Consider the following 24,146-nt stretch of genomic DNA (forward strand, 5'->3'; position numbering starts at 1 on the left):
CTCAGGCCGCGAGCCCCCGCCCCTTCAGAAGCGCCGCCACTCCCGGCATCTGCCCGCGGAACCGCACGTAGAGATCGCCCGCCTCTTCCGACCCGCCGGCCGACAGGATCGTCTCTTCGAGCCGCCGGGCGGTGTCGGCGTCGAACGCGCTTCCCGCCTCCTCGAAGGCGGCGAAGGCATCGGCATCCATCACCTCGGACCACATGTAGCTGTAATAGCCGCTGGAATAGCCGTCGCCAGCGAAGACATGGGCGAAATGCGGTGTCGCGTGGCGCATGACGATGGCCTCGGGCATACCGATCTGCTCCAGCACCTGTGCCTGCTTCTCCATCGGATCCTCCGGCGCCGGGGCGTCGTGCAACTCAAGATCCACCAGCGCGGAAGCGACATACTCGACGGTCTGGAACCCCTGGTCGGCATTCGCCGCCGCCAGCACCCGGTCCAGCATCTCCTTCGGCATCGGCTCCCCGGTCTCGGCATGGGTGGCGAACTCGGCCAGCACCTCCGGCACCTCCAGCCAATGCTCGAAAAGCTGCGAGGGTAACTCCACGAAGTCGCGCGCCACCGATGTCCCGGCGATGGAGCCGAACTCCACGTCCGAAAGCATCTGGTGCAGCGCGTGCCCGAATTCGTGGAACAGCGTGCGCGCGTCGTCATAGCTCAACAGTGCCGGCTGCCCGGCCGACGGCTTGGCAAAGTTGCACACGTTCACCACGATCGGCGTCTCTTCCACCGGGCGTTTCGCCTGCATGCGCATCGCCGAGCACCACGCCCCCGACCGCTTGGACGCGCGCGCGAAATAATCGGCCACGAAGACGGCGACATGCGCGCCGCCCCGCGTCACCTCCCACGTGCGGCAATCGGGATGATAGCGCGGCGCCTCGATCTCCCGGAACTCCAGCCCGAACAGGCGGTGCGCGCAGGCTTGCGCCGCTTCGATCATCCGCTCGAGCTGCAGGTACGGCTTGAGCGCGGTCTCGTCGAGGTCGTGCTCCGCCTGCCGCCGCTTCTCCGCGTAGTAACGCCAGTCCCACGGCGCCAGCGGCCCGTTCACCCCGTCCGCGCGCATCAACTCTTCCAGCGCGGCCTGGTCTTCCATGGCGCGCGCCCGCGCCGGCTCCCACACCGCCACCAGAAGCTCGCGCACCGCCTCCGGCGTCTTGGCCATCTCGGTCTCGAGCTTGTAGCGTGCGAAGGTGTCGTGCCCCAGAAGCCGCGCCCGTTCCTCGCGCAGGCCCAGCACCTCCGCGGCGATGTCCCGGTTGTCCGTCTCCCCGCCGCCGGCGCCGCGCGCCGTCCAGGCGCGCCAGGCCCGCTCACGCAGGTCGCGCCGGTCGGAAAATTGCAGGAACGGCACGATCAGCGACCGCGACAGCGTGATCACCGGGCCATCCGCGCCGCGTTCCTCCCCCGCCGCGCGGGCGGAGGCGCGAACGATCTCCGGCAGACCGTCCAGATCGTCCTCGGACAGTTCCATCTGCCAGCCGGATTCGTCCGCCAGGAGGTTCTGCGTGAACGCCGTCCCCAGCACCGACAGCCGCGCCTTGATCTCCTTCATCCGCTCCGCCTCGGGCCCGGTCAGCGCCGCGCCCGCGCGCACGAAGCCGCGATGCGTCAGGTACAGAAGGCGCGCCTCCTGCGGGCCCAGTCCCAACTCGTTCCGCCGCGTCCACAGCGCCTCGATCCGGGCGAACAGGGCCGCGTTGCCGTAGATCTCCGACGAATGGTCGGCGAGCTTCGGCGCGAAATCGCGCTGCAGCTCCTGCCGACGCGGATTGCTGTCCGCCCCCGCGAGCGAGAAGAACACCGACAGCACCCGGTCGAGCGTTCGCCCTGCGCCCTCGAGCGCCAGTATCGTGTTCTCGAAATCGGGCGGCTCGGGGTTCTCGGCAATCGCCGCCACCTCCGCCAGGTGCTCGAGCCGCGCGGTCTCGAACGCCGCCGCGAAGTCGTCGTCCCCGATCCGCTCGAACGGCGGCATCCCGAACGGCGTGTCCCAGTCGTCCAGCAACGGATTGCCCATCTCGCCTCTCTCCATATCCAATGTCTCGCCACGCCCCTGTCTTCATCTGCCCGGAAGTATCCCGGGGAGCGCGAGGGGCTGGCCCCTCGCTCCCAAGCGTTCCAGACGCTCGATCAGCCGGCCCTGCGCGCAGCCTCGCCACAGACCGCGCATCCCGGATCCCGCCGCAGCGCGATCTTCCGGGTCTCGCCCCAGAGCGCGTCGTAGATCAGCATCTCGCCCCGCAGGGGCGCCCCCGCACCGGTGATCAGCTTCACCGCCTCCACCGCCATCATCGCCCCGACGACGCCTGGCAGCGGCCCCAGCACCCCGGCCTCGGCGCAGGAGGGCGCGAGCCCCGGCGCCGGGCGCTCGGGAAACACGCAGCGATAGCACGGGCTCCCCCGTGCCGGATCGAACACCGAGAGCTGCCCTTCCCACTGGCTGAGCGCCCCCGAGATCAACGGCACCCCCGTGCCCACCGCCGTCGCGTTCGACAGGTAGCGCGTGTCGAAATTGTCCGACCCATCGAGCACGACGTCGTATTCGGCAAACAGCTCATCCGCGACCTCCGGCTCCAGCCACCGGTGATACGGGCGCACTGTGACATGCGGATTCTGCGCCCTCATCGCCGCTTCGGCCGAGAACACCTTGGGCACGCCGATATCGCCGTCACGGTGGATCACCTGGCGCTGCAGGTTGGCGTTCTCCACCACGTCGTCGTCGATCACCCCGATCGTGCCGACCCCGGCGGCGGCGAGGTATTGCAGCGCCGGCGCGCCGAGGCCGCCGGCTCCGATCACCAGCACGCGGGCCGACCGCAGCGCCTTCTGCCCCGGCCCGCCGATCTCGCGCAGGACGATGTGGCGGGCATACCGCTCCAGTTCCGTGGGCGACGGCCCATCGGTCTTCGCAGCACCGCGCTCCGGCGCCGCCTCGGCGACCTCCTTCTCAGTCGCACGGGCCTGCACGCGGCCAAGCACCGCGCGGTAGCCCAGCGCCAGCGCCGCGAGCCCGGCAAGCACCAGCCACAGCCCGGCGCTGCCGCCCGTCGCCGCGCGGAGCGGATGCCCGGCCGGCAGCGCCACCTGCACCGCAAGCACGGCGACGAACAACAGCCCCAGCATGTAGAGCCGCGCCGCCCGCGAGGCCCCCATGAGCCGCCCGACACCCCAGAGCGCGGCGGCGAAGATCAGCACCAGCACCATCAGCCGCGCCCCGTGGAGCCGAAGCCGCCCGCCCCGCGGGCGGTGTCCTCCAGCGTCTCCGCCTCGACGAAGGAAGCGCGGATCACCGGCGCCACAACGAGCTGCGCGATCCGGTCGCCGTGGGCGACGGTGAAGGCCTCTTGCCCGGCATTCATCACGATCACCCCGAGCGGCCCGCGATAGTCGCTGTCGATCGTGCCCGGCGCGTTCGGCAGCACGATTCCGTGCCTGAGCGCGAGGCCCGAGCGCGGCCGCACCTGCGCCTCGTACCCGTCCGGGATCGCCAGCCGAAGCCCGGTCGGCACCAGCGCCCGCGCCCCCGGCGCCAGCGTCATGCTCTCGCCGCCGGGCAGGTTGGCGCGCAGATCGGCGCCGGCCGCGCCCGCGCTCTCGTAGGAGGGCAGGCCGACCGACCGGTCGGCGCCGTCCTCCCAGGTGAAGGCCACGCTCACAGGCTCCATGCTGCCTCCGCTGCCGGTCCGCGACCTGATGCCGGCCCCAGAGTCTCAGCGATCCGCCGCGCCAGCGCCATGGCCACGGCATCCTTGCCCATCCGCTCCCAGCTGTCGGCGCCGTCCTCGGTGATGATCGTCACCGCGTTCTCGGCCCCGCCCATGATCCCGGTCGCGGGCGAGACGTCGTTGGCGACGATCCAGTCGCAGCCCTTGCGCGCGCGCTTCTCGGTGGCGTGGCGGATCACGTCGTCCGTCTCGGCGGCGAAGCCGACGACGAGTCCCGGACGCCCCTGCCCGAGCTTCGACACCTCCGCGAGGATGTCCGGGTTCTCCGCGAATTGCAGGGTGGGCGATTCGCCCACGCCCTTCTTGATCTTCGATGCGCTCTCGGAGGTGACGCGCCAGTCCGCCACCGCCGCCGCGAACACCGCCGCGTCCGCCGGCAGCGCCGCGAGGACGGCGTCGCGCATCTGCCGCGCGGTCTCCACGCGCACGACCTCGACCCCGGCGGGCGGTGGCACGCTGGCCGGCCCGGTCACGAAGACCACCTCCGCGCCCAGTCCCGCCAGCGCACGGCCCAGAGCCGTCCCCTGCGCGCCCGAGGACCGGTTGGCGATGTAGCGCACCGGGTCGATGGGCTCGTGCGTCGGACCCGAGGTCATCACGATCCGCCGGCCCTTCAGCGGCCCGTCCGCCAGCGCCGCGCCGATCGCGTCCACGATCTCGGCCGGTTCGGCCATGCGCCCCGGCCCGTGCTCGCCGCAGGCCATGTCGCCGTCGTTCGGCCCGACGCTCAGGATCCCGTCGCCCGCCAGAATATCGCGGTTCCGCACGGTCGCCGGATGTTGCCACATCCGCACGTTCATCGCCGGCGCGATCAGCACCCGCGTATCCGTCGCCATCAGAAGCGTGGAGGCCAGATCGTCCGCGTGCCCCTGCGCCATCTTCGCCATCAGGTCCGCGGTTGCCGGCGCCACCACCACCAGGTCGGCCACCCGGCTGAGCTGGATGTGGCCCATCTGCGCCTCCTTGGTGAGGTCGAAGAGGTCGCGGTGCACCTCCTCCCCCGCGAGGGCCGCGACCGACAGGGGGGTCACGAACTCCTCCGCCGCGCGGGTCATGACCGGCGTCACCGCAGCGCCCGCTGCGCGCAGGCGGCGGATCAGGTCCAGCGTCTTGTACGCCGCGATCCCGCCGCCGATGATCAGAAGAACGCGCTTGCCCGCCAGCATCTTTCGCCTTTCCCGGTCGTCCGGGCAGAGCCTAGGCCCGCACCCCGGCAAGGACAAGCGCGGCCCGGATCAGCCCTCGCGGAAGGCGGCGCAGGGATCGTCGCGGTCCACGTCCGGGCCGATCTCCACCGCGTCGAAATCGCCGTCCGGCGCGCCGTACGATGTCTCGCCCTGCCCCAACGCCGCAATGTCCACCTCGGGCGCGACACGGGCGATGTAGGCCGGTGCGCCCCAGTCGCGTCTTGCATGACCATTTCCGGTGATCACCGCGACCGGGCCGCCGGTTTCCGACAGTGCCTGCAGGGCGGTCTGCGCGATCCGCGCGTCGCGCAGACGCTGGATGCCGACCATCGTCGGCAGCATCTCGGCCGGCAACGCGTCGCAATGCGCCGCGGCCTGCAGCGCCTCCCGCGCTGTCCGCTGATCCCCTGGCAACGGCTCGGTCAGCCCGTACGCCGCCGCGCCGGACCCGAAGGACTCGGCCAGGCCACGCTCCATGGCGCCCCGCGCCTCGTCCCGCGGCACGGCGGCACCGTAATAAGCCGCGTCCGGCGCCTCGCGGAAGATCGGGTGATACATCTCGAAATCGGGCCAGCCGCTCTCCGCCCAGACCAAGGCGGCCTCAAGCGCCGCGCGGTCGGGGATCAGCTCCGGCGTGACCTGCGCCGCCTGCTCGGCATCCAGCATCTCGAAGACGAGCGCGGCCGGCTCCAGTTCGGCCACCAGCTCTGCCTGCCGCGCGTGATGCCGGGGATTGTCGTGCTGCTCGCCAAGGAAGACGATATCGGCGGCGCCGAAACCATCCGGCGCCGCGGCGACAGGCGCCGCGACACTCAGCAGCACCGCAAGGGTCGCGCGGATCACGCCAGGAAGGCGTGCACTTCGCGCGACTGCGCCTCGAGAGAGCGGCGCATCTTGGTGAACGCCGCCGCCTCGAGCTGACGCACCCGTTCCTTCGAAAGGCCAAGCTCGTTGCCGAGGCTCTCCAGCGTCCGGGCCTCATCGCGCAACTTGCGTTCGCGCACGATGAAACGCTCGCGATCGTTCAGCGCGGACATCGCGGAGACCAGCCAGTCGCGAAGCTGCTCGGTATCATGGGCGTTCTCCACGAGCTCCGAGGCCTGGTCGGATTCGTCCTCCAGCGCGTCGATCCACTCGCGGCCCTCGTCCTCCACCGACTGCGTCGCGTTGAGCGAGTAATCGGAGCCCGAGAGCCGGCCCTCCATCATCTCCACGTCGTGCAGCGGCACGCCGATCTCGGTCGAGATGAGCTGGCGCAACTGGTGACGGTCCAGGGTCTCGCCGTTCGCCGCGGCCTCGCGTTCGAGTCGCGCCTGTACCCGGCGCATGTTGAAAAACAGCGATTTCTGGGAGGAAGTCGAGCCGGTGCGCACCATCGACCAGTTGCGCATCACGTAATCCTGGATCGAGGCCTTGATCCACCACACCGCGTAGGTCGAGAAACGCACCCCGCGGTCGGGATCGAACTTGTCGGCGGCCTTCATCAGGCCCAGACCCGCCTCCTGGATCAGATCGTTCATCGGTGCGCCGTAACGCTTGAACTTCGATGCCATGGAAATCGCGAGCCGCATGTAGGCCGTGATCAGGCGGTGCAGCGATGCCTCGCAGCGCTCGTCCCGCCAGGCATAGGCCAGCTTGAGCTCCGTCTCGGCGTCCAGAAGCTCCGCCTTCATGGCGCGCCGCGACAGCGTCTGGTCGTTGAAGGTATCAAGTGCCATGGTCGCTCCCCGTCTCGGATACGATTGTTCGGCCTGGCGGCCGGCGCTCGTATCGGATTACGACGGCGAAACGCTGCCGGATCACACTTGGTTGCAAAAAAATTTCGGAACCCCTCGACTTTTCGGAACAATACCTTAGGGAGAACCGCTCCGCACGACCTATTGCATAGTTTCCTGGCGCCTGGACAAGGACTTGTGCGCCATTCGCTCAAGTTTCGGCGCGGCTGTCACAGCAGCGTGAGCGACGAACCGCCGGTTTTCCGATCCCGAGACAGGCATGCCTTCGTCGTTAACCGTTTGCTAACCATGCCGCGCGAGGCTGCGCTGCGGGAGTTCGGGACACGGCAATGGTCGCACATGCCTACACGGTAGCGTTCGAGGGTGTCGATGCGCGCGTCGTCGAGGTGCAGTGCGCCGTGACGGCGGGCCTGCCGGGCTTTTCCATCGTCGGGCTGCCCGACAAGGCGGTCAGCGAGGCGCGCGACCGGGTGCGCACGGCGCTGACCTCCATGTCGATCGCCCTGCCGTCCAAGCGCATCACGGTGAACCTCTCGCCCGCCGATCTGCCCAAGGAGGGATCGCATTTCGACCTGCCGATCGCTCTCGGCCTGCTGGCCGCACTCGAGATCCTGCCGCGCGACGCGGTCGCGGGCACCCTGGCGCTGGGAGAACTGTCACTCGACGGCGAGCTGGTGCCGGTAATCGGCGCCCTGCCCGCGGCGATGGCGGCGGCGGAGGACGACCGGTCTTTGCTCTGTCCCCGCGCTTCGGGGGCAGAAGCCGCCTGGGTCGACGCCTGCACGGTCCTCGGCGCGGCGACGCTGATGGACGTGGTCAACCACTTCTCGGGGCGCGCGGTGCTCGAACCCTGTGCCGCCGGAGAGGTCGTGCCCGACGCGGCGGCGCGCGACATGCGCGACGTGAAGGGCCAGGAGACCGCCAAGCGCGCGCTGGAGATCGCGGCGGCCGGGCGTCACCACTTGATGATGGTCGGCGCTCCGGGGTCGGGCAAGTCGATGCTGGCGGCCCGCATGCCGGGCATCCTGCCGCCGCTCGCCCCCGTCGAGGCGCTGGAGACCTCGATGATCCACTCGCTCGCCGGGCTCCTCGACGAGGGCGGCATTTCGCGCGCCCGGCCCTTTCGGGAGCCGCACCACACTGCCAGCCAAGCGGCGATCATCGGCGGCGGGCGCAACGCCAAGCCCGGAGAGATCAGCCTTGCCCATAACGGCGTGCTGTTCATGGACGAGTTCCCCGAGTTCCCCCGCCAGGTGCTGGAAACGCTGCGCCAACCGATCGAGACCGGCGAGGTGATGATCGCCCGCGCCAACGCGCATATCCGCTATCCCTGCCGCTTCCTGCTGGTCGCGGCGGCGAACCCCTGCAAATGCGGCTATCTCGCCGAGGCCGCGCAGGCCTGTTCGCGCGCGCCGGGTTGCGGCGAGGATTACCTCGGTCGCATCTCCGGACCGCTGATGGACCGCTTCGATCTGCGTATCGAGGTACCCCCCGTCGCCTACGCCGATCTCGAATTGCCCGCCTCGGGCGACAGCTCGGCCGAGGTCGCCGGCCGGGTCGCCGCGGCCCGGCAACGGCAGGCCGAGCGGTTCGGCGCCCATCCCGGAATCCGCACCAATGCCGACGCGCAGGGCGGCGCGCTGGAGGAGATCGCGGCGCTCGACGGCGAAAGCCGCGATCTCATGGGCCGCGCCGCCGACCGCTTCAAGCTGTCGGCGCGCGGCTATCACCGGGTGCTGCGGGTGGCGCGCACCATCGCCGATCTCGACGGCAGCGCGGCCGTGGCGCGCCCGCACGTGGCCGAGGCGCTCGCCTATCGGTTGGTGTCGAGTTCCAGGGAGGCCTGAACGAAGCGCGCGGTGCTCTCGAGGCTCGCCCGCGCCTCCGGAAGCCAGCCATCGAGGATCTGCCAGACATGCGGCACGTCCGGCACCACCTCCTCCGTGACCTCGGCGCCGAAGCCGCGCAGACGCTCGGCCATGCGGCGCGAATCGTCACGCAGGATCTCCGCCTCGCCGTATTGCAGCAGGACCGGCGGGCAGCCGGGAAACTCGGCGTAAAGCGGCGAGGCGCGCGGATCGGTGCGGCTGTGGCGGCCGAGATAGAGCTCGATCACCTCCTCCATCTTCTCCACCGGCAGGATCGCGTCGATGTCGCGGTTCGCGGTCAGGCTCTCCCCGGTCATGGCAAGATCGGTCCAGGGCGAGAAGGCGAAGGCGGCGCGCGGCGGCGTGCCGCGGCGGCAGAGCGCCGACAGAAGCGCAAGCGCCAGCCCGCCGCCGGCACTGTCGCCACCGATCACGACATCCTCGGCTGAGTAACCCAGGCCGTGCAGGGACCGCCAGGCGCGTTCTGCGTCCTCGTAGGCGGCGGGGAACGGGTGATCGGGGGCGAGCCGGTAGCGCGGGGCGCAGACCTCCACGCCGGTGAGCCGCGACAATTGACCGAGCGGGCCGGAATAGCTCCTGGGCGAGCCGGCGACATAGGCGCCGCCGTGGAAATAGAGGATCGCGCGGCCCGGCACGGTAGGGCCCGCGCTGATCCAGGTCAGGCCGTCGGGTCGGCGGAAGCGGCGCAGAAAGGGCGGGCGCCGCAGCAGCAGATTGGCCCGCCCGACATCCTGGGCAAAGTCCCCGGGATTCGCGATACGGGCGAGCCAGGGTTTGACCAAGGCCCGCATGTGCCGTGCCAACAGCTTGGCCTGCCAGCTCATTTCTGCCGCTTCGCCTCGATCGCCTCCCAGACCTGACCGGCAACATTCGCGTTGTCGAAGCGTTCGAGTTCCTGCAGCCCGGTCGGCGAGGTCACGTTGATCTCGGTCAGCCAGTCGCCGATGACATCGATCCCCACGAAGATCTGCCCCTTCTCGCGGAGCACCGGCCCGATGGCGGCGCAGATCTCGCGGTCCCGCGCGGTCAGTTCCGCCTTTTCCGCCCGCCCGCCGACATGCATGTTGGAGCGCACCTCGCCCTCGGCGGGCACCCGGTTGATGGCGCCCGCGGGCGCCCCGTCGACGAGGATGATGCGCTTGTCGCCGCGGGTGACCGCCGGCAGGAATTTCTGCACGATCAGCGGCTCGCGCGAGAAGCCGGTGAACATCTCGTGCAGCGACGACAGGTTGCGATCCTCGGCGCCGAGCTTGAAGATACCCGCGCCGCCATTGCCGTAGAGCGGCTTGAGAATGACATCGCCATGACGGTCGCGGAACGCCTTCAGCGTGGCCAGATCGCGGGCGATGGCCGTCGGCGGGGTCAGTTCGGGAAAGTTGAGGACCAGCAGCTTTTCCGGCGAATTACGCACCCAGAACGGGTCGTTCACCACCAGTGTGCCCGGCCCCAGCCGCTCCAGCAGGTGCGTGGTGGTGATGTAGTGCATGTCGAACGGCGGATCCTGACGCAGCCAGACCACGTCGAAATCGGCCAGGTCGACATGCTGCATCTCGCCCAGCTCCGCCGGGTCGCCAGCGGTGCGGCGCACGCGCATCGACTGGCCGCGCGCGGTGATGCGCCCTTCTTCGTAGGCGAGGTGATCGGGCGTGTAGTAGAACAGCTCGTGCCCGCGCGCCTGCGCTTCCTCGGCAAGGCGGAACGTGCTGTCGGCGTCGATGTCGACGGACCCGACGGGATCCATCTGGAAAGCGATCTTCATGGCGCACCTCGAGGCAATTGGCCCGCGCATAGATGGGCCAGCCGGCGGCCCGAGGCAATGGCCGCGCCTGCCTCGCCGTCAGGCAGAGCCGAATGCGTTCTCGATCACCCGGACCTGGCCGTGGGCATCGACCAGCGCCACGTCGAACCGGATGTCGGTGAGAGAGCCGCGCGGCTCCCCGGCGCAGAATTCCTCGGCCGAAGCGCAGAGCCGGTCCATCTGTCGCCGCGAAAGCCGTTCGGCGGCACGCGCGAAACTGCGGCTTTTCTTGACCTCCACGAAGATCAGCCCGTCGCCGTCGCGGGCAATCAGGTCGACCTCCCCGCCCCGGCCGCGCCAGCGATGCCGGGCCACGGGATAGCCACGACGCTCGTAATCCTGGGCGATGCGCAGTTCCGCCGCGCGGCCGGCTTCATGGGTCGTCGCCCTGCGCGTCGCTCTCTCCGTCTGTTGCATCACGCTTCCACTTCATCGCCTTCTGATACACCGGGCGGCGCGAGACGCCGAACGTGGAGGAGACGTGATCCGCCGCATCCCGCACCGACATCGTTTCCAGCGCCGCCGCCAGTTCCCGGTCTACGTCCTCTTCCCTAACGTTCCCTGAATCGCCGCGCGCCACCAGCAACACGACCTCGCCCTTGGGCGACACGTCGGCATAGGTCTCGGCCAGGTCCGCAAGCGTGCCGCGGCGCACCTCCTCGAACCGCTTGGTCAGCTCCCGCGCCACGACCGCGCGGCGCGCGGCGCCCAGCCGCGTCGCCGCCGCCGCCAGCGTCGCGCCGATGCGCCGGGGCGATTCGTAGAGGACCAGCGTCGCCGGGACCGCCGCCAGCTCGTCCAGCGCCCGGTCGCGGGCGCCCTTCTGGTTCGGGAGGAACCCGGCAAAGAGGAACCGGTCGCTCGCCAGCCCCGACAGCGTCAGCGCGGCGACGGCGGCCGAGGCCCCGGGCGCGGCGGTCACCGGGTGCCCGGCCTCCTGTGCTGCGCGCACGAGGTCGAAACCTGGATCGGAAACCAGCGGCGTGCCCGCCTCGGAGCAATAGGCGACGCTTTTCCCGGCCGCCAGCTCGGCCAGAAGGCGCGGGCGCATCTTCGCGCCGTTGTGGTCGTGATAGGCGAGGCAAGGCCGGTCGCCGAGCGAAATGCCGTGGATTTCCATCAGCCTGCGCAGCGCTCGCGTGTCCTCTGCCGCCAGCACGTCGGCGGTGCCCAGCACGTCGAGGGCGCGCAGCGTGATGTCGCGGGCGTTGCCGATGGGGGTCGAGACCAGCGTCAGCCCGGGCGCCGCGCCGCCATTCTTCGGATTCATGGTTGGAGAGGTCCCCTGCCTGCACTACACTCCGCGTCAAAACCGCGCGGTGTCGGCGGCCCCTTACATCCAGTACCGCACCGGACAGAACGCCACGAGAAAACCGAGATCGAGGGAGCCCTCCACACATGATCGCCCGTTTCGCCCCCGCCCGCAAGGCATGCCGCCGGGTGGCCGCCGCGCTCGCCTTGACGGCGCTCGCTGCCTGCGACGCCGCCCTTCTGCCCTCCAGCGGCCCCGGCCTGCGCTCCGGTGAGCCGGTTCCGGTCGCGCTCCTGCTGCCGCAATCGGATGCCAGTGCCGGCCCGCTGGCCCGCAACCTCGAGAATGCCGCCCGGCTCGCCATGGCCGACCTCGACGGGGTAGAGATCGACCTGCGCGTCTACGACACCGGCGGCAATGCGCAGACCGCCGCGCAGCAGGCCCAGCGCGCGGTCGACGAGGGCGCTGGCATCATCCTCGGCCCGCTGCGCAGCGACGCGGCCAACGCCGCCGCGGTGCAGGTCGCCGACGAGGGCGTGAACGTGCTGGCCTTCTCCAACAACACCCAGGTCGCCGGCGGCAACCTCTTCCTGCTCGGCGCGACGTTCGAGAACAGCGCCAACCGCGTGGTCTCCTACGCCGCCGACCAGGGCACTGACGATCTGGCGGTGCTCTACACAAACAACGTGCCCGGCCAGGTCGGGCGCAACGCGGTGCAATCGGCGGCGGCCCGCAACGGCGCCCGCGTCGTCGCCGCCGAGAGCTACGACCTCAACAGCGAGAGCCTCTCCTCCGCCATGGGCCGGGTGCAGCCGCTGGTCGAAAGCGGCCAGGCCGACGGCCTCGTGCTGACCGACGACTGGCAGGCGGGCCTGTCCGTCGCGCTGCAGCTCGGCCCCGAACAGGGGCTGACACCGTCGGCGGTACAGTACATGGGTATCACGCGCTGGGACGCACGGCCCGACGGCTTCTCGCTGCCGGGGATCCAGGGCGCCTGGTTCACCATGCCCTCGCAAAGCGCAAGCCAGGCGTTCGAAAGCCGCTACCAGGCCGCCTATGGCAGCGCGCCGGCGCCGCTTGCCGGGCTCGCCTTCGACGGCATCGCGGCGATCGGTGCGCTCGCGGGAGGCGGACGATCCGATGCACTTTCGGCGCGCTCGCTGACCCAGAACTCTGGCTTCCAGGGCGCCACCGGTGTATTCCGCCTGCGGTCCGACGGCACGAACGAACGCGGCCTGGCCGTGGCAACCGTGCGCAACCAGCAGGTGGTGATCCTTGACCCAGCCCCACGCGGCTTCGGCGGCGCCGGTTTCTGAACCGGCCCCCGCGCCCCAGACGCAGAGTCCGCCGCCCGTCCTCATCGCCCCGGCCGAGGAGATCTTCGACCGGGACGCCGTGCGGGCGGCGCTGGACGCGGAAATCGGCACGGCCACGGACGAAGCGACCGTGCGCCGCGCCACCGTCGCCGTCCTGTCGGACGCCCGCGACCGCGGCCGCGCCCGCGTGGCGGAGGCCTTCCGCGAAAACCCCGTCGCGTCGAACCCCACCACCCGCGCCTATTCCTGGATCACGGACGGGCTGGTCACGCTCGCCTGGGAGGTCGCCACCGAGCGCCTGCACCGCCGCCCCAACCCGACGGAGGGGGAGCGCATCGCGGTCCTCGGCGTCGGCGGCTACGGCCGTGGCGAGATGGCGCCGCATTCCGACGTCGACCTGCTGTTCCTCACTCCCTGGAAGATCACCCCCTGGGCCGAGAGCGTCATCGAATCGATGCTCTACATTCTGTGGGATCTGAAGCTGAAGGTCGGCCACGCCTCGCGCACGGTGAAGGATTGCCTGCGCCTCGGGGCGGAGGATTTCACCATCCGCACCGCGATGCTGGAGCATCGCTACCTCACTGGCCACGCGCCGCTCGCCGACGAGCTGGAGGCGCAGCTCTGGTCCGAGCTCTTCCAGGGCAGCGAGCGCGAATTCGTCGCCGCCAAGCTGGAGGAGCGCGACGCCCGCCACGAGAAGCAGGGCAACAAGCGCTACCTGGTCGAGCCCAACGTGAAGGAGGGCAAGGGAGGCCTGCGCGACCTGCAATCGCTGTTCTGGATCACCAAGTACGTCTACCGGACCGACGACACCGCCGAACTTGTGAAGCTCGGCGTGTTCCGGCCCGACGAGCACGCGACCTTCATCAAGGCGCAGTCGTTCCTCTGGGCCGTGCGCAGCCACCTGCACCTGATCGCCGGCCGCGCGATGGAGCAGTTGACCTTCGATCTGCAGGTCGAGGTCGCCGCCGCCATGGGCTTCAAGGACCGCGGCGGGCGCCGGGCGGTCGAGGTCTTCATGCAGACCTATTTCCGCCACGCCACGGCGGTCGGTGATCTCACCCGGATCGTCCTGACGTCGCTCGAGGCGCAGCATTCCAAGGCGCCGCCGCTGCTGGCGCGGGTCTTCCGCCGCACGCCCAAAGTCGCCGACGGCTACGTGGTCGAGAACAACCGGCTGATCTTCTCGGACGCGAACACTTTCCTGTCGGACAAGCTGAACCTCCTGCGCATCTACGAGGAGGCGCTGCGCACCGGGCTGCTGATCCATCCCGACGCGATGCGGCTGATCAAGGCGAACCTGCACCTCATCGACACGGAGATGCGCGCCTCGACGGAGGCGCAGCGGATCTTCCTCGACCTGCTGCTGGAGCACGGCAACCCCGACCGCGCGCTTCGGCGGATGAACGAGCTTGGCGTGCTCGCCGCCTTCATCCCCGAATTCGAACCCATCGTCGCGATGATGCAGTTCAACATGTATCACAGCTACACGGTGGATGAGCACACCATCCAGTGTATCTGGCACCTGCACGAGATCGAGGAACACAAGCTGGTCGAGGAGCTGCCGGTCGCCACCTCGATCCTAGAGGAGGGCGTGAACCGCCGCGTGCTCTACGTGGCGCTCCTCCTCCATGACATCGGCAAGGGCCGGGACGAGGACCATTCGGTGGTGGGCGCGAAGATCGCCCGCAAGGTGACTCCCAGGCTCGGCCTGCCGAAGGAGGAATGCGCCACCGTCGAATGGCTGGTGCGCCACCACCTTCTGATGTCGGACATGGCGCAGAAGCGCGACATCGCCGATCCGCGCACCGTGCGCGACTTCGCCAAGGCGGTACAGACGCGGGAGCGGCTGGACCTTCTGTTGCTGCTCACCGTGTGCGACATCCGCGGCGTCGGGCCCGGGACCTGGAACAACTGGAAGGCGGCGCTTCTTCGCGCGCTCTACCGCCAGACCCGCCGCGCGCTCGAATCCGGGATGGAGGATCTGAACCGCGAGAACCGCGGGGCGGAGGCCAAGAAGCTCCTCGAGGAGAAACTTCCGGACTGGAGCGCCGTAGAGGTCGAGACCGAGATCGAGCGGCATTACGACCCCTACTGGCAGGGCCTGCACGTCACCGCGCACTTGGTCTTCGCGGACCTTCTGCGCGGCATCTCCACCGACGAGATCCGCATCGACATCCACCCCGACGAGGACCGCGATGCCACCCGCGTCTGCTTTGCCCTCGTCGATCATCCCGGCATTTTCTCGCGCCTCGCCGGGGCGCTGGCGCTGGTCGGCGCGGACGTGGTGGACGCAAGAACCTACACGACGAAGGACGGATTTGCGACGGCGGCGTTCTGGATTCAGGACGGCGACGGTAGCCCTTACGAGTCCTCGCGCCTGCCGCGTCTGCGCGAGACGATCCGCAAGACGCTGATGGGCGAGGTCGTTGCCCGCGAGGCGATGGAGCCCAGGGACAAGATCAAGAAGCGCGAACGCGCCTTCCGCGTGCCGACCTCGATCACCTTCGACAACGACGGCTCGGAGATCTATACGATCATCGAGGTCGACACCCGCGACCGCCCCGGCTTGCTGCACGACCTGACCCGCACGCTCGCCGCCCAGAACATCTACATCGCCAGCGCGGTCATCGCGACCTACGGCGAACAGGTGGTGGACAGCTTCTACGTCAAGGACATGTTCGGGCTGAAACTGCACTCGGCCCAGAGGCAGAAGGCGCTGGAGCGCAAGCTGCGCGACGCCATCGCCGCGGGAGTGGAGCGGGCGTACAGCTGACATTAAGCATGTCCGGTCGCCCTTCCGAGCCGCGCATCGGCGGGCCGCGGTCCGGCGATCCCGACCTCCGAGCGGCAGCGCTTTACGGCAACCACGTCCGCACGACCTCCGGGCGTCGTGCCAAGCCTTACCAAATCGCCGGTCCGGGGAGCGGCCCGGCGATGCGCGGCGGCCTTCGGCCTAGATTCCGCGCAAGGAACCGTTCGACCGGAGCGGACGCCCCCGGCCACTCTGTCCTCTGAATGTACTAACACGAGGCACAAGCCGACCTTGGCAGGAAAAACGCCTGGCGCACCCGATCGCCACCACTGCCCCGCACCGCGACATGGTCCCCCCGGATCCGCGAAAGCCCGCCGCCGATGCGGGTGCGGTCTGGTCCGCCGCGCCGCAAACACCTAACTCGCCCCGCATGTCGAAAGGAAGCTTCATGCCACGTGCCGCGCGCGCCCTGATCGCTCTCGCCCCTCTGGCACTGGCCGGATGCCTCGCGCTCTCGGCCGCCGACACCGCCAAGGACGCCGCCGTCTTCACCACCAAGACGGCCGTGAAAGGCACCGCCTCGGCCGGACGCATCGCGACCGCACCGCTACGGGGCGACGAAGAGGACGACGACTGATCCGATCAGAGCTGACGCGAGATGTACCATTGCGTGCCCGAGGCGTCCGCGACCCCGCCGCGATAGTCGCCGTCGCCCTTGTGCTGCATTTCCTGCAGCACGGTGGCGCCGGCCGCCGTCGCGCGGTCGAAGGCGTCGTCGGCGTCCTCGGTATAGACGTGCAGAAGAGCGGGTGCGCCGCCCTCGGCGCCGCCCAGCATCACCACGCTGTCGCCGATCCGCATTTCCGCGTGCATGATGCTCCCGTCCTCTCTGTGGAAGATCCGCAGCCGCTTCGCGCCGAACACGGTCTCGGCGAAGGTCAAAACCGCCTCCACGTCGGCCACGACGAGATAGGGCGAGACGTCGGTATATCCCTCGGGCTTGTACATCGCGCGCCTCCGCTTTCCCTCGCAGCCTAGTCGCCGCCGCGCGCGCCGCGCAAGCGGCCCCTTCCGCCCCTCCTGCCGATGCGCTAGACCTCGCCCGTCACGCAGCGCCCCGCCCGGGGCAGAGGCCATCCCCATGAGACCAATCCGACTTCTGACCGGCGTTCTTACCGTGGGCGTCTGGACCATGCTGTCCCGCGTTCTCGGCCTGGTGCGCGAGATCGCGATCCTCGCCCTGATCGGGCCGGGTCCGGTCATGGACGCCTTCGTCGCCGCCTTCCGCCTGCCGAACATGTTCCGCCGGTTCTTCGCCGAGGGTGCGTTCAACGCCGCCTTCGTGCCGATGTTCTCCAAGCGGCTGGAGGCCGACGAGGGCCCGCTCGACTTCGGATCGGAGGCGTTGTCGGGCCTCGGCTTCGTGCTGCTGGTCCTCTCGGCGCTGGCGATGATCTTCATGCCGGCAATGGTCTACGCGACCGCCGGAGGGTTCGCCGGCGACGAGCGTTTCGAACTCACGGTCGCATTCGGCCGGGTGATGTTCCCCTACGTCCTCTTCATCTCGCTCGCGGCACTGTTTTCGGGCGCGCTCAACGCCGCCGGGCGCTTCGCGGCGGCAGCGGCAGCGCCCGTGCTGCTGAACGTGATGTTCATCGCGGCGATGCTCGGGGCCGACCTGGTCGGGGTGGCGGTCGTGCGCGTGCTCGTCTGGACGGTGCCCGTCGCCGGCATCGCGCAACTCGCGCTCGTGTGGATCGCGGCAGAGCGCGCGGGGCTGCGCCTGCGTCCCCGCCGGCCGCGCTGGAGCCCGGAGATGCGCCACCTCACCCGGGTCGCGATCCCCGCGGCGCTGGCGGGCGGCGTGATGCAGATCAACCTGCTGGTGGGCCAGCAGGTCGCGTCGAACTTCGACAAGGCGGTGGGCTGGCTCTATGCCGCCGACCGGCTCTACCAGCTGCCGCTTGGGGTCGTCGGCATCGCCGTCGGCATCGTGCTGCTGCCCGAACTTTCGCGCCGACTGAAGGCCGGCGACGACGAGGGCGGACGCCACGCCTTCAGCCGCGCCACGGAAATTTCGCTCGCGCTGACCCTGCCGGCGGCGGTGGCGCTGATCGCGATCCCGCTGCCGCTGGTGTCGGTGCTCTACGAACGCGGGGCGACGTCTGCGGCGGATTCGCAGGCGATCGCCGCCGCGGTGGCGATCTACGGCCTCGGCCTGCCGGCCTTCGTGCTGCAGAAGGCGCTGCAGCCGCTGTTTTTCGCGCGCGAGGACACCAAGACCCCGTTCCGCTACGCGCTGGTCTCGATGGTCGTGAACGCGGTGCTGGCCATCGGGCTCGCGCCATGGCTGGGCTGGATGGCGCCCGCCATCGCCACCAGTGCCGCGGCCTGGGCAATGGTCGCGCTCCTGGCCATCGGCGGGCGGCGTCTCGGTCCGGTGGCGCGGCTCGATGCACGGTTCCGCGCCCGTGCGGGCCGTGTCGTCGCGGCCTCACTCGTGATGGGCGGAGTGCTTTGGGGAACGGCATCGGCCCTCAAGCCTTTACTAGGTATGGGGGGCGTGCGTTATCTCGCTTTGATGGCGCTCATCGCAATCGGGATCATTGTTTATGGCATCGCAGGACAGGCCATCGGAGCCTTCCGACTCTCCGAATTCCGCGACGCCCTCCGCCGCAAGCGGCGTTGAGGCGGCGCAGCTCAGGGCGCTCATCACCGCGGCCGAGGTCTATCCCGCGCTCGAGGAGATGGTCGATGGCGCCGAGCGCGAGGTGCTGCTCTCGTACCGCGTGTTCGAGCCCTCGACGGCGCTGCGCAGCCCGCGCCTGCGGGCCGAGGGGCTGGAGACGTGGCTCGACCTGCTCGACCGGGTGACGGCGCGGGGCGTTTCGCTGCGGCTGGTCATCACCGATTTCGACCCGCTCTTCGCGTCGGACCTGCACCGGCTGTCCTGGACCGCCGCGAGCCGCTTCGCCGACCGGGTCAGCGGCGACGTGCAGATCCTGGTGGCGCCGCACGGCCAGACCGTCGGCTGGATCTGGCGCCGCGCACTGGTCTTCAAGATCGTCGAGAAACTGAAATCGCTGAAGCAGTCGCCCAAGGACCGGCTGACGCCGATACAACGCAAGCTGCTGGATGCGCGGCCCTACCTGCGGCCGGTATCACTGCACCAGAAGGTCGCGGTGATCGACGGTGCGCGCACGATCGTCGGCGGGATGGACGTCGACGAGCGGCGCTGGGACGACAACCTGCACGACCGCCCGGCCGAAGAGACCTGGCACGACGTTTCGCTGAGCGGCGAGGGCGAGATCGCCGCGGCGGCACGCGCCCATTTCGTCGACACCTGGAACGCGGCCCTGCGCGACGAGGCGGCGTCGCTCGCCGATCACGCGCGCCCGATGGAGGCGCCGTCGCGGCCCCAGGGGCGACCCGAGCTCAGGCTCGTTCGGACCATGTCGAAGCCGCGCACCGGCCCGCTGCGCTTCGGACCGAAACCCTATCTCGTCGAACATGAGGAGGAGACGCTGAAGGCAATCGGCACGGCGGAGCGGCTGATCTACCTCGAGAGCCAGTTCCTGCGCCACCGGCCGATCTCGGACGCGCTGTGCGCGGCGGCGCGGCGCGTGCCGGACCTGCAGCTGATCCTGCTCTTGCCGCCCGAGCCCGAGCGCATCCTCTTCGGCGGCGCCGACAGCTGGGACGCCCGGCACGCCCACGCGCTGCAGACGCTGGCGCTGAACGATTTGCAACGGACCTACGGCGACCGCGTGGCGCTCCTGTCGCCGGGACAGACGCGGCCGGCCTCCGAGGGGTTCTCGCGCGCGCTTGGCGGGGCGGGGCCGATCTATGTCCATGCCAAGGTGACTTTGGTGGACGAGACCTTCGGGATGGTCGGATCGGCGAACCTCAACGGCCGGTCGATGCGCTGGGACACCGAGGCGTCGATCCTGTTCCGCGACCGCGCCCTCGCGGAGGATCTGCGCCTGCGGCTCGCCCGGAAGTGGCTGGGCGCGCAGCTCGGCGACAACGACCCGGCGCTGGCGGCGACATGGAATGCGGCGGCGCGCAAGAACGCCGATCTGGAGCCCGAGGCGCGCATGGGCTTCGTGATGCCCTACCCGCTCGGCCGCGCGCGCCGCTTCTCGCGCCACCTGCCGATACTGCCGGACGAGATGTTCTGAGCCGCCAGTGTGGGTCGGGACGGACGCGGCGCGCGTGGGACGCGCGCGCGAAATTGGGGGCGCTGCCCCCGTCGCCTGCGGCGACTCCCCCGGGATATTTGCGGGCAGATGAAACGCGGGGAGCGGCAGACCTGTACGGCGGCACTCAGCGGCGGATGCGGTGCAGCAGGCGCCGGGCGCCGCCGGGGACGAGGAGAACGGCCAGGCCGAAGCCGCTGAGAAAGCCGCCGATCTCGGCCACCCAGAACGGGCCGCCGCCGAACAGGAGGCCGAAGACCAGCTGGATGCCGAGCAGAACGCCGATCAGCGTGAAGGCGCGGATCTGGGCTTCGCCCGCCTGACCGAGGCGTACCCAGAGCAGATAGGTGAAGGCGCCGATCAGCCCGTAGACGGGGGGAAAGCTGCCATAGAGCGCAGGGCCGCCTGGCAGCACCGCGGTGTAGATCAGCGCACCGCCGATGGCGGCGCCGAGGAATACCGCCAGCGTGCGGGGCTGACCGATCGCCTCGGCCACCATCTTGCCCAGCGCCAGCAGCATCACGCCGGCGAAAAGCGTCGCGGTGAAGGCGCCGTTGACGAACGGGTAGGTGACGATGCGCGCGAGATGTTCGGGCGGCAGCTGGCGGGTGCGGACCATCCAGTCGAGGATCTCGGGCGCGTAGGCGAAGCGTTCGATCATCGCCACGCGCCAGCCGATCGCGCCCGGACCGCCCATGAGCCCGCGGGCGCCGAGCGAAAAGGCCAGTTCCGCCACCGCGAGGATCGCGAAGAGCGCCAGCACCACCGGCGGCAGCGGGTTCACCGGGCTGGCATTGTGATCGTGCATGGCGCGGCTCCTCTTCGGGGCGGAACGGTCGCGACCTGCCTAAGCGAGCGGCCCGGCGATGGCCAGACACCGACGGCGGCTTATCTGCAAGCGTCATGGATGAGCGCGACCGATACCTCTCTGCCCCTCTGCCGGTGCCGTCGCGCCGGCTGGGGCGGCTGATGCGCCTTGGCGGGCTGACCGGCGGGCTGGTGGGCCGCGCCGCATGGGCCGGGGCCGGTGAGCTGGCGCGCGGGCGGCGCCCCGAGGCGGGCCGGCTGCTGCTGACGCCGGCCAACGCCGCGCGGGTGACGGCGGAGCTGGCGCGGATGCGCGGAGCTGCGATGAAGCTGGGGCAGCTGATCTCCATGGAGGCGGGGGAATACCTGTCGCCGGAGCTGGCGCAGATCCTCGCCGCCTTGCGCGCGGAGGCGCATGCGATGCCGCCGCCGCAGCTCAAGCGCGTGCTGTCGGACGCCTGGGGCGACGACTTCCTGCACCGCTTCCGGCGGTTCGACGTGCGCCCCGTCGCCGCGGCCTCCATCGGGCAGGTGCACCGCGCCGAGGCGAAGGACGGCCGCGAGCTTGCCGTGAAGGTGCAGTATCCCGGTATCCGGGCGAGCATCGACAGCGACATCGCCAATCTCGGCGCGGTGATCCGCTGGTCGGGACTGGTGCCGAAGGGGCTCGATCTTGCGCCGCTGCTGGAGGAGGCGCGCGCGCAATTGCACGAGGAGGCCGATTACGCGCAGGAGGCGCGGTCGATGGCGCGGTTCGCCGATTTGCTGGAGGGAGAGCCGGGCTTTGCCGTGCCGCGCCCGCACGACGACCTGACGACGCGCGACATACTGACCATGGACTTCCTGCAAGGTGCGCAGGTGGAGAATCTGGCCGGCGCCGCTCAAGAGGTGCGCGACGACGTCGCGCGGCGGCTGATCGCGCTGATCCCGCGCGAGCTGTTCGAGTTCGGCCTGGTGCAGACCGATCCCAATTTCGCCAACTACCGGTACGAGGCCGAGACGGGGCGGATCGCGCTCCTGGATTTCGGGGCGACGCGGGCGATCCCGGCGGCGCTCGCCGCGGATTTCAGGGCGCTGCTGCAAGCCGGGCTCGCCGAGGACCGTGCGGGGATGAGGGCGGCGGCGATGCGCATCGGATACCTGTCCGAGACATTGGAGCCGGGCCGGATGGAGACACTGCTGGACATGATGGACATGGCCTTCGCGCCGCTGCGCAGCGAAGCGCCCTTCGACTTCGCCGCATCGGACCTGCCCGACCGGCTGACCCGGGCGGCGATCGCCATGGGGCGGGAGCGCGACATCGCCCCGCTTCCGCCGGCCGACGCGCTGTTCTTGCAGCGCAAGGTTGCAGGGCTCTACCTTCTCGCGGCGCGCATCGGCGCGCGGGTGGCACTGCGGCCGCTGGTGGCGCCCTGGGCCAACTCTGTGCGCTGACGCACCATGTCGGTCCGGCCGCGCCGATTTCGCACAAGACGCACCGCGCCTATCTTCGGGTCAACCACACAGACCGGAGCCCGCCCATGACCACCCAAGCCCCCGACACGATGCAGATCGGCCATGTCCACCTGCAAGTCTCCGACCTCGAGCGGTCCATCGCGTTCTACCGGGATGTCATCGGCCTGTCGCTGGTGCAGCGCTACGGGCGTCAGGCGGCCTTCCTGTCGGCGGGCGGCTATCACCACCATGTCGGCCTCAACACCTGGAACAGCGCCGGTCAGCCGCCGGGGTCCAAGCGGCATCCGGGCCTCTTCCACACCGCATTCCTGTTTCCCGACCGCGCCACGCTCGGCGCCGCGCTGAAGCGGGCCGTCGATGCCGGCGTGACGATCACCGGAGCGGCCGATCACGGGGTCTCCGAAGCGGTCTATTTCGACGATCCCGACGGCAACGGGGTGGAGATCTATCGCGACCGTGCGCGCGCCGACTGGCCGCGCGACGCGGAAGGCATGATCGAAATGGTGAACGCGCCTCTCGACCTGCCGGCGCTTCTGGCGGAAGCGGCCTGACCGGCTGGACCTTCCCGGCCGCCCCGATTAGCGTCGCGCCCGAATTCGCAGGAAGGAGAGCGCGATGGCAACCGGCCGCAACATCCGCACCTACGTGGACGGCGCATGGCACAGCGGCGACGCCGCCATCATGCGCGCTGCCGATCACGGCGCGTGGCTCGGCTCCACCGTCTTCGACGGGGCGCGCTTCATCGACGGGATGGCGCCGGATCTGGACCGGCATTGCGCGCGCACCAACCGCTCGGCCAAGGCGCTGATGATCGAGCCGACGAAGACCGACGCGGAGATCCTCGAGATCGCGCGCGAGGGGCTGGCGATGTTCCCCCGGTCGGCGCCGGTCTACGTGCGCCCGATGTACTGGTCACTGAACTCCGAGCCGTCGGCGATCATGCCCAAGATCGGGGCGGAGCATACCGGCTTCGCGCTTTGCCTCGAGGAATTCCCGATGCTGCCGGAAGAGCATCTGGTCTCGCTCGGGCGCACGTCCTTCCGCCGCCCGGTGCTCGACGACAACGTGGTCAACGCCAAGGCGGGCTGCCTTTACGCCAACAACGCGCGGATGCTGCGCGAGGTGGGCCTGCGCGGCTTCGAGAACGCGCTGGTGGCGGATGCGATGGGCAACGTGGCCGAAACCGCGACGTCGAACGTCTTCATGGTGCGCGACGGGGTGGTGTTCACGCCGATCCCGAACGGCACGTTCCTTGCCGGGATCACCCGCGCGCGGCATATCGAGAACCTGCGCGCCGACGGGATCGAGGTGGTGGAGACCGTGCTCACCTTCAGCGACTTCGAGGCGGCGGACGAGATCTTTCTGACCGGCAACCTCAACAAGGTCACGCCGGTCGGCCGGTTCGAGGACCGCACCTACGAGTTCGGCCCCCTCACCCGCCGCGCGCGGCAGATCTACTGGGACTGGGCGGCCGGCCAGGCGGTGTGAGCCCCGCGGGCCCCCGCCATGGACAGGCCCGGCCGCCTTCGCCATGATCGCTGCGACTGGGGAGGCCGAAGATGCGCAAGTTCATGGTCGTGCTCGACGACAGCCGCGAATGCCTCAACGCGATGCGCTTTGCCGCCATGCGCGCGGCCAGGACCGGCGGCGGCGTGTCGATCCTGTCGGTGATCCCGCCGGACGAGTTCAATCACTGGATCGGTGTCGGCGACATCATGCGCGAAGAGGCGCGCGAACGCATCACCGCGCATTTCGAGGTCTTCGCCAAGTGGATGCGCGACCGTCAGAACGTCGACCCCGAACTGGTGATCCGGGAGGGCGACCCGGTCACGCAGATCGTCGCGCAGGTCGGTGACGACCCCGAGATCGGGGTGCTGGTGCTCGGTGCGGGCACCGACAAGTCGGGTCCCGGCCCGCTGGTCACACAGCTTACGCGGAGTGCCGGCTCCCTGCCGATCCCGATCACCATCGTGCCGGGCGACCTGTCGAAAGAGCGGCTGGAAGCCATCACCTGACGCTCT

The 24,146-nt window shown here is 69.9% G+C and carries 22 protein-coding genes; 10 read left to right on the forward strand and 12 right to left on the reverse strand.

The features are described from left to right. Position 1 precedes the first annotated feature (1 nt). The 6 genes from F3H57_RS07695 to F3H57_RS07720 all read right to left on the reverse strand — a co-directional run bounded on the left by F3H57_RS07695 (position 2) and on the right by F3H57_RS07720 (position 6,636). The gene (locus F3H57_RS07695; RefSeq protein ID WP_149755327.1) at positions 2–2,023 is read right to left on the reverse strand and encodes a M3 family metallopeptidase; all 2,022 of its coding nucleotides are present in this window, start codon (positions 2,021–2,023) and stop codon (positions 2–4) included. Positions 2,024–2,136: 113 nt separating this feature from the next. Then, positions 2,137–3,210 carry a HesA/MoeB/ThiF family protein gene (locus tag F3H57_RS07700; protein WP_149755328.1) on the reverse strand — a complete coding sequence of 358 codons (1,074 nt, stop codon included), beginning with the start codon at positions 3,208–3,210 and terminating at the stop codon, positions 2,137–2,139. Continuing rightward, on the reverse strand, positions 3,210–3,671 hold the full coding sequence (gene dut, locus F3H57_RS07705; protein ID WP_149755329.1) for a dUTP diphosphatase: 462 nt from the start codon (positions 3,669–3,671) through the stop codon (positions 3,210–3,212). Before dut ends, F3H57_RS07700 begins: the two co-directional genes overlap by 1 nt. Continuing rightward, positions 3,659–4,897, reverse strand: a complete 1,239-nt coding sequence (gene coaBC / locus F3H57_RS07710) for a bifunctional phosphopantothenoylcysteine decarboxylase/phosphopantothenate--cysteine ligase CoaBC (RefSeq protein ID WP_149755330.1) — start codon at positions 4,895–4,897, stop codon at positions 3,659–3,661. Before coaBC ends, dut begins: the two co-directional genes overlap by 13 nt. Positions 4,898–4,966: 69 nt before the next feature. Continuing rightward, positions 4,967–5,761 (reverse strand): ChaN family lipoprotein, encoded by a 795-nt coding sequence (locus F3H57_RS07715; RefSeq protein ID WP_149755331.1) that lies wholly within the window; start codon positions 5,759–5,761, stop codon positions 4,967–4,969. Further along, positions 5,758–6,636, reverse strand: coding sequence for an RNA polymerase factor sigma-32 (locus F3H57_RS07720; protein ID WP_149755332.1), 879 nt, complete (start codon positions 6,634–6,636; stop codon positions 5,758–5,760). Before F3H57_RS07720 ends, F3H57_RS07715 begins: the two co-directional genes overlap by 4 nt. A gap of 347 nt (positions 6,637–6,983) precedes the next feature. Here F3H57_RS07720 and F3H57_RS07725 point away from each other — a divergent pair, with 347 nt between their 5' ends. Next, positions 6,984–8,501: a YifB family Mg chelatase-like AAA ATPase gene (locus F3H57_RS07725; protein WP_149755333.1), complete on the forward strand. Its 1,518-nt coding sequence runs from the start codon at positions 6,984–6,986 to the stop codon at positions 8,499–8,501. Here F3H57_RS07725 and F3H57_RS07730 read toward each other — a convergent pair. The 4 genes from F3H57_RS07730 to rsmI form a co-directional block, all read right to left on the reverse strand. Then, positions 8,468–9,367, reverse strand: coding sequence for an alpha/beta hydrolase (locus F3H57_RS07730; protein WP_149755334.1), 900 nt, complete (start codon positions 9,365–9,367; stop codon positions 8,468–8,470). The genes F3H57_RS07725 and F3H57_RS07730 overlap by 34 nt on opposite strands. Beyond that, positions 9,364–10,302, reverse strand: a complete 939-nt coding sequence (gene gshB / locus F3H57_RS07735) for a glutathione synthase (protein WP_149755335.1) — start codon at positions 10,300–10,302, stop codon at positions 9,364–9,366. Before gshB ends, F3H57_RS07730 begins: the two co-directional genes overlap by 4 nt. Positions 10,303–10,380: 78 nt before the next feature. Beyond that, positions 10,381–10,758, reverse strand: a complete 378-nt coding sequence (locus F3H57_RS07740) for a YraN family protein (RefSeq protein WP_149755336.1) — start codon at positions 10,756–10,758, stop codon at positions 10,381–10,383. After that, entirely contained in the window at positions 10,715–11,611 is an 897-nt protein-coding gene (gene rsmI / locus F3H57_RS07745; RefSeq protein ID WP_149755337.1) for a 16S rRNA (cytidine(1402)-2'-O)-methyltransferase, read from the reverse strand. Before rsmI ends, F3H57_RS07740 begins: the two co-directional genes overlap by 44 nt. A gap of 128 nt (positions 11,612–11,739) precedes the next feature. Here rsmI and F3H57_RS07750 point away from each other — a divergent pair, with 128 nt between their 5' ends. From F3H57_RS07750 to F3H57_RS07760, 3 genes are all read left to right on the forward strand, one after another. Continuing rightward, a complete protein-coding gene (locus F3H57_RS07750; RefSeq protein ID WP_149755338.1) occupies positions 11,740–12,909 on the forward strand; it encodes a penicillin-binding protein activator in 1,170 nt (389 codons plus the stop codon). Continuing rightward, positions 12,869–15,685, forward strand: a complete 2,817-nt coding sequence (locus F3H57_RS07755) for a [protein-PII] uridylyltransferase (protein ID WP_149755339.1) — start codon at positions 12,869–12,871, stop codon at positions 15,683–15,685. Before F3H57_RS07750 ends, F3H57_RS07755 begins: the two co-directional genes overlap by 41 nt. Before the next feature lie 427 nt (positions 15,686–16,112). Continuing rightward, entirely contained in the window at positions 16,113–16,301 is a 189-nt protein-coding gene (locus F3H57_RS07760) for a hypothetical protein (protein WP_149755340.1), read from the forward strand. A 5-nt stretch (positions 16,302–16,306) separates the two neighbouring features. On the opposite strand, the gene F3H57_RS07765 is transcribed toward F3H57_RS07760, so the two are convergent. Further along, positions 16,307–16,672: a VOC family protein gene (locus F3H57_RS07765; protein WP_149755341.1), complete on the reverse strand. Its 366-nt coding sequence runs from the start codon at positions 16,670–16,672 to the stop codon at positions 16,307–16,309. Between the two features lie 133 nt (positions 16,673–16,805). Between F3H57_RS07765 and murJ the strand changes: the two genes are divergently transcribed. Both murJ and F3H57_RS07775 read left to right on the forward strand, forming a co-directional pair. Next, entirely contained in the window at positions 16,806–18,353 is a 1,548-nt protein-coding gene (gene murJ, locus F3H57_RS07770; protein ID WP_149755342.1) for a murein biosynthesis integral membrane protein MurJ, read from the forward strand. Further along, positions 18,277–19,845 (forward strand): phospholipase D family protein, encoded by a 1,569-nt coding sequence (locus tag F3H57_RS07775; protein ID WP_149755343.1) that lies wholly within the window; start codon positions 18,277–18,279, stop codon positions 19,843–19,845. The genes murJ and F3H57_RS07775 overlap by 77 nt, the downstream gene beginning before the upstream one ends. A 145-nt stretch (positions 19,846–19,990) precedes the next feature. Here F3H57_RS07775 and F3H57_RS07780 read toward each other — a convergent pair whose 3' ends face one another. Further along, the gene (locus F3H57_RS07780) at positions 19,991–20,671 is read right to left on the reverse strand and encodes a rhomboid family intramembrane serine protease (RefSeq protein ID WP_149755344.1); all 681 of its coding nucleotides are present in this window, start codon (positions 20,669–20,671) and stop codon (positions 19,991–19,993) included. Between the two features lie 95 nt (positions 20,672–20,766). Here F3H57_RS07780 and F3H57_RS07785 point away from each other — a divergent pair, with 95 nt between their 5' ends. From F3H57_RS07785 to F3H57_RS07800, 4 genes are all read left to right on the forward strand, one after another. Then, positions 20,767–22,104 (forward strand): ABC1 kinase family protein, encoded by a 1,338-nt coding sequence (locus F3H57_RS07785; protein ID WP_149755345.1) that lies wholly within the window; start codon positions 20,767–20,769, stop codon positions 22,102–22,104. A gap of 86 nt (positions 22,105–22,190) precedes the next feature. Next, positions 22,191–22,676 carry a VOC family protein gene (locus F3H57_RS07790; RefSeq protein WP_149755346.1) on the forward strand — a complete coding sequence of 162 codons (486 nt, stop codon included), beginning with the start codon at positions 22,191–22,193 and terminating at the stop codon, positions 22,674–22,676. A gap of 64 nt (positions 22,677–22,740) precedes the next feature. Next, positions 22,741–23,613 (forward strand): branched-chain amino acid aminotransferase, encoded by an 873-nt coding sequence (locus tag F3H57_RS07795; RefSeq protein WP_149755347.1) that lies wholly within the window; start codon positions 22,741–22,743, stop codon positions 23,611–23,613. A gap of 71 nt (positions 23,614–23,684) precedes the next feature. After that, entirely contained in the window at positions 23,685–24,140 is a 456-nt protein-coding gene (locus tag F3H57_RS07800; RefSeq protein WP_149755348.1) for a universal stress protein, read from the forward strand. Positions 24,141–24,146: the final 6 nt, after the last annotated feature.

Origin of the sequence: Roseivivax sediminis, assembly GCF_900112685.1 — a bacterium.
In the GTDB taxonomy this organism is placed as follows: domain Bacteria; phylum Pseudomonadota; class Alphaproteobacteria; order Rhodobacterales; family Rhodobacteraceae; genus Roseivivax; species Roseivivax sediminis.

Excerpts from the sequence above, each read along its gene's own strand:
- F3H57_RS07695 (WP_149755327.1), bottom strand. The coding sequence starts at position 2,023 with ATGGGCAATCCGTTGCTGGACGACTGGGACACGCCGTTCGGGATGCCG.
- F3H57_RS07700 (WP_149755328.1), bottom strand. The coding sequence starts at position 3,210 with ATGGTGCTGGTGCTGATCTTCGCCGCCGCGCTCTGGGGTGTCGGGCGG.
- dut (WP_149755329.1), bottom strand. The coding sequence starts at position 3,671 with ATGGAGCCTGTGAGCGTGGCCTTCACCTGGGAGGACGGCGCCGACCGG.
- coaBC (WP_149755330.1), bottom strand. The coding sequence starts at position 4,897 with ATGCTGGCGGGCAAGCGCGTTCTTCTGATCATCGGCGGCGGGATCGCG.
- F3H57_RS07720 (WP_149755332.1), bottom strand. The coding sequence starts at position 6,636 with ATGGCACTTGATACCTTCAACGACCAGACGCTGTCGCGGCGCGCCATG.
- F3H57_RS07725 (WP_149755333.1), top strand. The coding sequence starts at position 6,984 with ATGGTCGCACATGCCTACACGGTAGCGTTCGAGGGTGTCGATGCGCGC.
- F3H57_RS07730 (WP_149755334.1), bottom strand. The coding sequence starts at position 9,367 with ATGAGCTGGCAGGCCAAGCTGTTGGCACGGCACATGCGGGCCTTGGTC.
- gshB (WP_149755335.1), bottom strand. The coding sequence starts at position 10,302 with ATGAAGATCGCTTTCCAGATGGATCCCGTCGGGTCCGTCGACATCGAC.
- F3H57_RS07740 (WP_149755336.1), bottom strand. The coding sequence starts at position 10,758 with ATGCAACAGACGGAGAGAGCGACGCGCAGGGCGACGACCCATGAAGCC.
- rsmI (WP_149755337.1), bottom strand. The coding sequence starts at position 11,611 with ATGAATCCGAAGAATGGCGGCGCGGCGCCCGGGCTGACGCTGGTCTCG.
- F3H57_RS07750 (WP_149755338.1), top strand. The coding sequence starts at position 11,740 with ATGATCGCCCGTTTCGCCCCCGCCCGCAAGGCATGCCGCCGGGTGGCC.
- F3H57_RS07760 (WP_149755340.1), top strand. The coding sequence starts at position 16,113 with ATGCCACGTGCCGCGCGCGCCCTGATCGCTCTCGCCCCTCTGGCACTG.
- F3H57_RS07765 (WP_149755341.1), bottom strand. The coding sequence starts at position 16,672 with ATGTACAAGCCCGAGGGATATACCGACGTCTCGCCCTATCTCGTCGTG.
- murJ (WP_149755342.1), top strand. The coding sequence starts at position 16,806 with ATGAGACCAATCCGACTTCTGACCGGCGTTCTTACCGTGGGCGTCTGG.
- F3H57_RS07775 (WP_149755343.1), top strand. The coding sequence starts at position 18,277 with ATGGCATCGCAGGACAGGCCATCGGAGCCTTCCGACTCTCCGAATTCC.
- F3H57_RS07780 (WP_149755344.1), bottom strand. The coding sequence starts at position 20,671 with ATGCACGATCACAATGCCAGCCCGGTGAACCCGCTGCCGCCGGTGGTG.
- F3H57_RS07785 (WP_149755345.1), top strand. The coding sequence starts at position 20,767 with ATGGATGAGCGCGACCGATACCTCTCTGCCCCTCTGCCGGTGCCGTCG.
- F3H57_RS07790 (WP_149755346.1), top strand. The coding sequence starts at position 22,191 with ATGACCACCCAAGCCCCCGACACGATGCAGATCGGCCATGTCCACCTG.
- F3H57_RS07795 (WP_149755347.1), top strand. The coding sequence starts at position 22,741 with ATGGCAACCGGCCGCAACATCCGCACCTACGTGGACGGCGCATGGCAC.
- F3H57_RS07800 (WP_149755348.1), top strand. The coding sequence starts at position 23,685 with ATGCGCAAGTTCATGGTCGTGCTCGACGACAGCCGCGAATGCCTCAAC.